Annotated in this window: 5 protein-coding genes and 3 pseudogenes; all 8 read right to left on the reverse strand. The window is 70.0% G+C overall.

Annotated elements, in window-relative coordinates:
* Window positions 1-49: 49 nt before the first annotated feature.
* Window positions 50-379, reverse strand: coding sequence for a 4Fe-4S dicluster domain-containing protein (locus tag P0592_RS17695; protein WP_276272227.1), 330 nt, complete (start codon window positions 377-379; stop codon window positions 50-52).
* 49 nt (window positions 380-428) lie between these two features.
* Window positions 429-1,334 (reverse strand): alpha/beta hydrolase, encoded by a 906-nt coding sequence (locus P0592_RS17700; RefSeq protein ID WP_276272228.1) that lies wholly within the window; start codon window positions 1,332-1,334, stop codon window positions 429-431.
* Between the two features lie 58 nt (window positions 1,335-1,392).
* Entirely contained in the window at window positions 1,393-3,600 is a 2,208-nt protein-coding gene (locus P0592_RS17705; RefSeq protein WP_276272229.1) for a CDC48 family AAA ATPase, read from the reverse strand.
* 53 nt (window positions 3,601-3,653) lie between these two features.
* On the reverse strand, window positions 3,654-4,025 hold the full coding sequence (locus P0592_RS17710; protein WP_276272230.1) for an Hsp20/alpha crystallin family protein: 372 nt from the start codon (window positions 4,023-4,025) through the stop codon (window positions 3,654-3,656).
* A 104-nt stretch (window positions 4,026-4,129) separates the two neighbouring features.
* Window positions 4,130-5,861: pseudogene (locus tag P0592_RS17715) on the reverse strand (glutamate--tRNA ligase).
* Between the two features lie 91 nt (window positions 5,862-5,952).
* Window positions 5,953-6,904 (reverse strand): annotated as a pseudogene (locus P0592_RS17720) (ArsA family ATPase).
* Entirely contained in the window at window positions 6,901-7,938 is a 1,038-nt protein-coding gene (gene idsA3, locus P0592_RS17725; protein ID WP_276272231.1) for a geranylfarnesyl diphosphate synthase, read from the reverse strand. The pseudogene P0592_RS17720 and the gene idsA3 overlap by 4 nt, the downstream one beginning before the upstream one ends.
* Window positions 7,939-7,942: 4 nt before the next feature.
* Window positions 7,943-9,223: pseudogene (locus P0592_RS17730) on the reverse strand (MBL fold metallo-hydrolase); the annotation flags it as partial.
* Window positions 9,224-9,225: the final 2 nt, after the last annotated feature.

The following is a 9,225-nucleotide window of genomic DNA, read 5'->3' on the forward strand; positions in this document are numbered from 1 at the left end:
GGTTCCGGTACGCTCCTCTCACCCGGAGAGGGACGGGCCGGCGTGGCCCTCAGACGCGGCCGGCGCGGCCGGGGTCGACGTCGATGGCGTCGACCGGACAGACGTCGACACAGAGCATACAGTCGATACACTGGTCCTCGTGGGCGGGGTCCGCCTTGATCTCGCTCTCCGGGTGGTCGGGCGTGTCGACCCACTCGAAGACGTCGACGGGGCAGTCCTCCAGACACGCGCCGTCGGCGATGCAGATGTCGAAGTCGACGGCGACGTGTGTCCCGTGGATGCCGAGCTGCTCGGGCTCGTCGACGGGACCCCACACGTCGTGGCCGTCGTGCTGTTCGGCGACCTCGCGGTTCTCCTCGAACTCGGGATCTATGGCCATTGGTACCTAACACCACTCACCCACGGCACTTAAATTTTCGAACGGCGAGTCAGCGGTCGCGGCGGGTCGGGCCGTCGCGTCGCTCGGCGTCCCGCCCATCGTCCAGCGGGTCCGGGGGCGTCTCTGCCGGCGCGTCGATGTGCCCCGGACCCCCGCCGAGGTGGCGGTCGAGGAAGCCGGCGATCCGGGCGTACACGTCGTCGTAGAACGCGCCGTCGAACGGGAGCGTGTGCCCGCCCGGCATCGGCTCGTAGCGCACCTCGGTCAGCGGGCCGAGCGCGTCGGCCAGCAGCTCCGACTGGCTCGGCGGCACCACGTCGTCGTCCTCGCCGTGGAGCAGCAGCGTCGGCGGCATCCCCGCGTCGGCCTGCTCGACCGGCGAGGCGAGGTCGTACGCCTCCGGGACCGTCTCGGGGTCGTCGCCGAAGTAGTCCGCCAGGTCGTGGTCCGGGTCCTCGATCCCGATGGCCCGGAAGTCGTAGACGCCGGAGATGCCGACGACGGCGTCGAGCGCACAGGACGCGCCCGGGAACGCCTCGGGCTCGAAGGCGGGGTCGTCGGCGGTCGCGGCGGCCAGCGTCACGAGGTTCGCCCCCGCCGAGTGTCCGACCGCGACCACGCGGGCCGGGTCCGCCCCGAACCGGTCGGCCTCCGTCCGGCACCACTCGACGGCGGCCTTCACGTCGACCAGCGCCGCCGGGAACGTGTGCTCGGGCGCGAGTCGGTACTGCGGTTCGACGACGAGGTAGCCGTCGCTCGCGAGGTCGATGGCGTGGCGAGCGAACTCGCCCTTGTCGCCGACCGTGAACGCGCCGCCGCGGACGAGGACGGCGACCGGTTTCGGCCCTCCGGTCCCCTCGCCTTCGTACACGTCCAGGCGGAGCGTCTCGCCGTCGACCTCGCGGAACGGCACGTCCTGCTGGACCGTCACCGTCGTCGCGTCGCTGGCTGTCACGTCTCCGAGTGGGGCCGTCCGAGGTAAAAACGCGTCGGGGCGGGACGCCCGAGAGGCGTCAGCCGGACTCGGCACCGACGCTCCCGACGTCGAGCGCCTCGCGGGTCGCCGCCGACTCGACGGCGGCCTCGACCTCGTCGAGTGCCTGCTCGAAGTGGGCCGTCGTCACCTCGATGTCCGCGACGTCGCTGCCCTCCTCGACGTGCTCGCGGAGGGCCGCCGCGGCGGCCTCGCGGCAGACGGCCTCGACGTCGGCACCGACGTGGCCGTCGGTCCTGGCCGCGAGATCGTCGAGGTCCACGTCGTCGGCCAGGGGCTTGTCGCGGGTGTGGACCGCGAAGATCTCGCGGCGGGCCGCCTCGTCCGGCGCGTCGACGTGGACGTGCTGGTCCAGTCGCCCCGGACGCAGGAGCGCGTCGTCGACGAGGTCCGGCCGGTTGGTCGTCGCGATCACGACGACGTCCTCTAAGTCCTCCAGGCCGTCGAGTTCGGTCAGGAGCTGGGAGACGACGCGCTCGCCGACGTTGGAGTCAGCGCCGCCACCGGACCGTTCCGCCGCGATGGCGTCGATCTCGTCGAAGAACACCACCGTCGGTGCGTTCTCCCGGGCCTTGCTGAACACCTCGCGGACGCCCTTCTCGGACTCGCCGACGTACTTGTTCAGCAGTTCCGGCCCCTTCACCGAGATGAAGTTCGACTGGGCCTCGTTGGCGACGGCCTTCGCCAGCAGCGTCTTCCCGGTACCCGGCGGACCGTGCAACAGTACGCCCTTCGCCGGATCGAGGCCAACGCGGTCGTAGGCCTCGTCGTGTTCGAGCGGCCACTGGACGGTCTCTCGGAGTCGTTCTTTCGCCTCCTCGAGGCCGCCCACGTCGTCCCAGGTGACGTCGGGCACCTCGACGAACACCTCTCGCATCGCCGACGGCTCGATGCCCCGCAGGGCTTCCCGGAAGTCGTCGTCGGTCACCTCGATGGCGTCGAGGACGTCGGCGTCGATCTCGTCGGCCTCGAGGTCGAGGTCAGGCCGGACCCGCCGCAGGGCGTGCATCGCGCCCTCCTTCGCGAGATTCTCGAGATCGGCCCCGACGAAGCCGTGAGTGTTCTCGGCGTAGGTGCCGAGGTCGACGTCGTCGGCGACCGGCATTCCGCGGGTGTGGATGCGCAGGACCTCCTCGCGGCCGTCCCGGTCCGGGACGCCGATCTCGATCTCGCGGTCGAACCTGCCCGGGCGACGGAGTGCCGGGTCGACGGCGTCGACGCGGTTGGTCGTCCCGATGACCGTGATCTGTCCGCGCTCGTCGAGGCCGTCCATCAGCGAGAGGAGCTGGGCGACGACGCGGCGCTCGACGTCGCCGCTGACCTCCTCGCGCTTGGGCGCGATGGAGTCGAGCTCGTCGACGAAGACGATGGCCGGCTCGTTCTCCTCGGCCTCATCGAAGACCTCGCGGAGCTGCTCCTCGCTCTCGCCGTAGTACTTCGACATGATCTCCGGCCCGGAGATGGTCGTGAAGTGGGCGTCGATCTCGTTGGCGACGGCGCGGGCGATGAGCGTCTTGCCGGTGCCCGGCGGGCCGTGCAACAGCACGCCCTTGGGCGGCTCGATGCCCAGCGTCCCGAACAGCTCCGGGTGGCGCATCGGGAGCTCGATCATCTCACGGACCTGTTCGAGTTCGTCGTCGAGGCCGCCGACGTCCTCGTAGGTGACGCCGGGTACGTCGGCCTCGGACGGCTCGCCGCCCTCGACGTCGACAGTCCCGGTCGGGCCGTCGGCGAGGTCGACGGTCGTGTCGTCCCCGACGACGACGGGCCCGGACGGACGCGTCTCCACGACGCGGACCGGGACCCGGCGGCTGGACCGGCCCGCGACCAACCCCCCGAACGGGAGGGCGACCGTCTGCCCCGCCGTCACCGCCTGGTCGGCCAGTTCCTCGCGGACGTGCGGACCGATGTCGCCCCGGACGCTGAACTGCTCGGGGAGCGCCAGCGTGACGCGCTCGGCCGGTTCGACGGACGCCGGTTCTGCCGTCACCCGGTCGTCGACGCTGACGCCGGCGGCCTGGCGGAGCTGGCCGTCGACGCGGACGTAGCCGCGCCCGGCGTCGCCGCGGTCGGACGGCCAGACGCGAGCGACGGCCGACCCGTCGCGGCCCGCGAGGCGGACGAAGTCGCCGCTGGTGAGCGAGCTGTCCTCCAAGACCTGCCGGTCGACGACCGCCATCCCACTGCCCGGCTCTCGGTTCTTGAGTGGCTTGACGGTCAGCTCCATCGTTCTGCTGGAAAAGAGGCGGTCGGCGAGCGGTGCGAGCCGACGGACCCTCGTCAGCCCTGGACTTCGATCTCCTTGCCGCGAGCGGTGGCACCCCTCTCGACGGGGAGACGGATCTCGAGGATGCCGTTCGTGTAGCTCGCGGCGATGGCCTCGTCGTCGACGCGTTTCGGGAACCGGAAGCGACGGTGGTAGGTCCGCCGCTGGCTCCGCTGTTCGTCGCGTCGCTCGGCGGCGATGTTCAGGACGCCGTCGTCCCACGAGACGTCGATGTCCTCGACGTCGAACCCCGGCATCTCGACGCTGAGGACGAACTCGTCGTCCTCCTCGTACAGTTCGTAGTCGTCGCTGCCTGTTTCGAAGAGCCGGTTCGGCAGGTCGAGACTCCGCATCCACGAGCTGGGGGTGTTCGTGGGCAGAGCCATAGTGGTCACCTCGACTCCATCCGACACTAGTCCGGCGGTTCGTAAAAAATATTTCTGATCTTGTAAGTTCGTCACAGACTGCCAGCCCACACGGGGACGGCGCGTCAGGGGTGGGCGAAGTACGCCACCGACTCGCCGTCGGGGTCGACCTCGTCGACGCGGGCGAACCCGATGCGCTCGAACTGGAGCGTGTCGTCGGCCGTGTAGTCCAGCAGGCCGGGCTCGGCGACGCCGGTCACGTCGCCGTCCATCGTCCGCAGTCGGAGTTCGGGGCCGTCCGCCGGTGCCCAGTGGATCACGTCGACGCCCTCCTCCCGGACCGCGGTGATGTCGTCGCCGACGTACTCGAAGGCGTCCCGAGTGTGGCGCACGCAGCCGAAGCCCTTCAGCCAGACCCGCTCGCCGTGGCCCGGCAGGTCGTCGCCCTCGACGGCGACGGCCCCGGTCACGGGGATCTCCCGCCGGCCGCGGTCCTCGTGGTCGGGGTGGACGGGCGGCTCGCCGGCCCCGGGGCCGCCGACGACCTGCCGCTCGACGAGGCCGCCGTGCTCGTCGCCGTCCCGGACGAAGAAGGCCCGGTCGGACTCGTCGTCGATCAGGTCGCGGTTGTTGGCGTACACCGACGACATCGCGAGGTCGACGTTTGAGGTGGAGGTCCCGAGTTCGACCATCGCGTCGACCAGCGCCGCGCCGCGGATGCCCCGCCGCCGGAGGCTGGCGACCGTCGGCGCGCGCGGGTCGTCCCAGCCGTCGAGGTCGCCCTCGGCGATCAGTTCGGCGATGCTGGAGGTCGACATCGGCACGTCGTACTCGTCGACCTGGACGTGGCCCCAGTGGATCACCTCGGGGTAGTCCCAGCCGAAGTAGTCGTAGACGAACCCCTGGCGTTTCGCGGAGTCCTGCAGGTCGATGCCGCGGATGATGTGAGTGACCCCGAGCAGGTGGTCGTCGATCCCGCTCTGGAAGTCGAGCATCGGCCAGCAGCGGTAGTCGGCCGCCTCCTCGCGGGGTGGGGCGTGTCGATCATCCGGAACGCGACGAAGTCACGCAGCGCGGGGTTCTTGTGGGTGATGTCGGTCCGGACCCGCAGGACCATCTCGCCGCTGTCGTACTCGCCGTCGACCATCGCCGCGAACTCCTCGCGGACCGTCTCGACGTCCTTGTCCCGGTGCGGGCAGGCCTCGCCGCTGTTCTTCAGGTCGGAGAACTCCCCCTGCGGACACGAGCAGGTGTAGGCCCCTCCGAGGTCGATCAGGTCGCGGGCGTGCTCGTAGTAGGTCTCGACGCGGTCGCTGGCTTTCACCACGTCGTCCGGTTCGAAGCCGAGGTAGTCGATGGCGTCGAGGATACGGTCGTAGGCGTCGAGGTCCGGGCGCTTGGTCTCGGGGTCGGTGTCGTCGAACCGGCAGACGAACTCGCCGTCGTACCGCTCCTTGTAGGTCCCGATGACCGCGGCCATCCGCGCGTGGCCGATGTGCCACGGGCCGTTCGGGTTCGGGGCGACCCGCATCCGGACGGTGTCGTAGTCCTCGGCGTTCGGGAGGTCCGGTAGCGGGTGGTCCTCGCCCTCGTCCTCGGCCTCCAGTTCGTCGAGCTTCTCGGGGCGAGTTCGGCCAGCCGCTCCCGTCGCTCCTCGGCGTCCATCCCGTTGACACGGTCGACGACCGGGCCGGCGATCGCGGGGATCTCGTCGCCGTGCTCGCGGAACTCGGGGTGCTCGCCCATCAGCGGCCCCATGATAGCCCCGACCTGTGCCTCGCTGTCGTGTTTCACCGCGTTGAGGAGGGCGTTGACCTCGACGGCCTCCTCGATGCGGCCTCGCAGCTCGTCGTCCATGGTCGGACTCTGCGCGGGCGTCCCCAAAACGGCGTCGGGTCGCCTCAGACGTCGAGGTGGTCGGCGACCCGTTCGAGCGCCGCCAGTCCCGTCACCTCGCCGTGCTCGTCCGGGACCGTCCAGCAGTCGAGGGCGGGCAACGACTCCCGGAGGTCCGCGAGCGCCGCGCGCTGGCTCTCCGTCTCGCCCGGCACCGCTCGCAGTCGCCGGGGTCCTCGACGACCCTGTTGACGACGAGCGTCGTCACCGGGACCTCGAACTCCCGCAACCGGGCGACCAGCTCGCTCTCCGCGGGCGGCCATCGTCTCGGGGATCGCGACGACGCGGAACTCGGTCCGCTGGGGGTCCCGCAGGCCTCGCCGACCGTGCGCCAGCCGGTCGCGCATCTCGACGAACGTCCCGTCGCCGTCGTCGTCGCGCGCCCAGCGGGCCGCAGCATCGTCCGCGTGGTGTCGACCTTCCGGCGGACCTGTTCGCGGAGGTCGGCCGCCGTCGCCAGCCCGCGCTCCATCACCGAGGGGAGGTCGAGCAGGCGGAGCGTGCCCCGTCGGCGCGGTGTCGAACACCACGCGGTCCCAGCGGTCGTCGTCGACGTGGGTGGCGAGAGCGTCCAGCGCCGCCAGCTCGTCGCTGCCGGGCAGGACGCACGAGGAGAACAGCGCCGCCACCTCGTCGGCGTCGAGGCGGATGCCCGCCGACTCGAACTCGTCGGCCAGCGCCTCGAACAGCGCGCGGTACCGCTCGTTGCCGGCCTCGGGGTCGACTTCGACGGCCCACAGCCCGTCGGTGATCTCCGTCGGGTCGCTCCCGACGGGCGTCTCGACCGCGTCGGAGAGGGAGTGTGCCGGGTCCGTGGAGACGACCAGCGTCTCGTGGCCCCGGTCGGCGAGGGTCAGCCCGGTCGCCGTCGCGACGGTCGTCTTCCCGACCCCGCCTTTCCCGCCGTAGACCGAGTCACGACCGTCCGTTCGTGCCGAACAGTCTTGAATCCGCCGCGGAGCGGCGGCTCGTCGGTCCGCGGACGACGGAGCCGGGCGGCTCAGTACTCCCGCTCGACCAGGTAGTCCGCGATGCCCGACAGCAGGTCGCGGGCCTCGTTGTCCGGGAGCACTTCGAGGTTCTCCTTCCCGCTCCGGACCAGGTCCTGTGCCCGGTCCTGGGCGTACTCGATCGAGCCCGCCTCGCGCAGGCGCTGGACGGCCTCGTCGATCTCGGCCTCGGTGACCGCCTCGACGGAGGTCGTATCGACCAGGTTCTCGACGTCGACGCCCTGCTGACGGGCGTGTAACGTCACGAGCGTCTGCTTGTTCTCGACGAGGTCCGACCCGCGCTGCTTGCCCAGTTTCTCGGAGGGGGTGGTCAGGTCCAGCAGGTCGTCCTGGATCTGGAAGGCGCGGCCCACGTCGAGCCCGTGGTTGTACAGCGCCTCGACGGTCTCCGCGTCGGCCCCGAGCAGCGTCGCCGGGATGGCCGCCGCGGCACCGTACAGCACCGCCGTCTTGAGCTCGACCATCTCCAGGTACTCGTCGGGCGTGACGGCGTCCCGCTGCTCGAACTCGATGTCCAGCGACTGCCCCTCGCAGATGCGGGTGCAAGTGGTGGCGAGTCGCTCGTTCGCGGCGACGGTCCGCTCGGGGGCCGCCCCCGTCGACAGCAGGAACTCGAAGGCCTTCGCGTACAGCGTGTCGCCGGCCAGGATGGCCGTCGAGAGGTCGTACTCCTCGTGGACCGCGGGGACGCCGCGACGGAGGGCGTCGTCGTCCATGATGTCGTCGTGGATGAGGGTGAACGTCTGGATGACCTCGATGGCGACGGCCGCCGACATCACGTCGGCGCGCCCGCCGTCCAGCGTCGGGAACTCCCGGTAGTCCGCGGACAGCGGGTCGACGTCGAGCAGTGCCTCGGCGACGAGCAACAGCACGGTCGGGCGGAGCCGCTTCCCGCCGGCGTCCAGCAGGTACCGAGTCGCCTCGTAGAGTCCCTCGGGTCGCGTGACCGGCAGTTCCTCCGGGATGGCCTCGTTGACACGCTCCCGCCGTGCGAGGATGGCGTCCTCGACCTGCTGTTGACCCGACATATGGTTACTCTGTGAGCTGGATCATGTTGCCGTTGCGCGTCACGTGGAGGTCACGGCCGACCTTGTAGCCCATATCCTCGGCGAGGTCCACGTACGGGGCGAACCCTTTCAGGCTCTGGTGGGCCGGGATGACGTGCTGGGGCTGGAGCGTGTCCAGCATCTCGTAGTGGCCCTCCTCGCGGAGGTGTCCGGAGACGTGGATGTCGTCGTAGATGCGCGCGCCCTGCATCCCCAGGAGCTTCTCGGACTGGTAGCGCTGGCCCTCGTTGGTCGGCTCCGGGATGACCCGGGCCGAGAACAGCACCTTGTCGCCGTCCGACAGCTCGTAGGGCGTCTCGCCGCGGCCCATCCGGGTGAGCATCGCGCGCGGTTCGCCCTGGTGGCCGGTGACGATGGGCAGGAAGTTCTCCTTGCCCTCGTTCATGATGCGCTTGAACGTCCGGTCGACGGACTTGCGGTGGCCGTACATCCCCAGATCCTCCGGGAAGTCGACGAAGTCCAGTCGTTCGGCGGTGCCGGAGTACTTCTCCATCGAGCGTCCCAGCAGGACCGGCTGCCGGCCCATGTCCTTCGCGAACTCGACGAGGCTCTTCACGCGGGCGATGTGCGAGGAGAACGTCGTCGCGACGATCCCGCCGTCGTAGTCCTCGATGCTCGTCATCACGTCCCTGAGGTGGCGGCGAGCGACGGACTCGGAGGGCGTGCGGCCCTTCTTGCCCGCGTTCGTACAGTCCTCGATGTAACAGAGGACGCCGTTGCCCTCGCGGGCGATCTCGGCGAACCGGTCCATGTCGATGGGGTCGCCGATGACCGGCGTGTGGTCCATCCGCTTGTCCAGCCCGTAGACGACCGACCCCTCCGGAGTGTGGAGGACGGGGTTGATGGCGTCGATGATGGAGTGGGTGACGTTGACGAACTCGAGTTCGTTGCGCTCGCCGATGGACATCGTCTCGCCGGCCTCCATCTTCACGAGGTCGTTCTGGACGCCGAACTTCTCCTCGCCCTTGATCTGCTGTTTGACCAGTTCGATGGTAAAGGGCGTCGCGACGATGGGCGCGTCGTACCGGTGGGCCAGCTTCGAGATGGCACCGATGTGGTCGAGGTGGCCGTGCGTGGGCACGATGGCCTTCACGTCACCTTCGAGGTCGGACATCACCCGGTCGTCCGGGATGGCACCCATATCGATGAGGTCGAGCGAGTGCATCCGCTCGGTCTCGACGTTGTCGTGGATCAGTACCTTCGAGAGGTTGAGGCCCATGTCGAAGATGACGACGTCATCTCCGGCAC

Source organism: Haloarcula litorea, assembly GCF_029338195.1.
Taxonomy (GTDB): domain Archaea; phylum Halobacteriota; class Halobacteria; order Halobacteriales; family Haloarculaceae; genus Haloarcula; species Haloarcula litorea.

What these genes read in the sequence shown, in the direction of transcription:
- P0592_RS17695 (WP_276272227.1), bottom strand. Translation starts at nt 379, where the DNA reads ATGGCCATAGATCCCGAGTTCGAGGAGAACCGCGAGGTCGCCGAACAG.
- idsA3 (WP_276272231.1), bottom strand. Translation starts at nt 7,938, where the DNA reads ATGTCGGGTCAACAGCAGGTCGAGGACGCCATCCTCGCACGGCGGGAG.
- P0592_RS17705 (WP_276272229.1), bottom strand. Translation starts at nt 3,600, where the DNA reads ATGGAGCTGACCGTCAAGCCACTCAAGAACCGAGAGCCGGGCAGTGGG.
- P0592_RS17710 (WP_276272230.1), bottom strand. Translation starts at nt 4,025, where the DNA reads ATGGCTCTGCCCACGAACACCCCCAGCTCGTGGATGCGGAGTCTCGAC.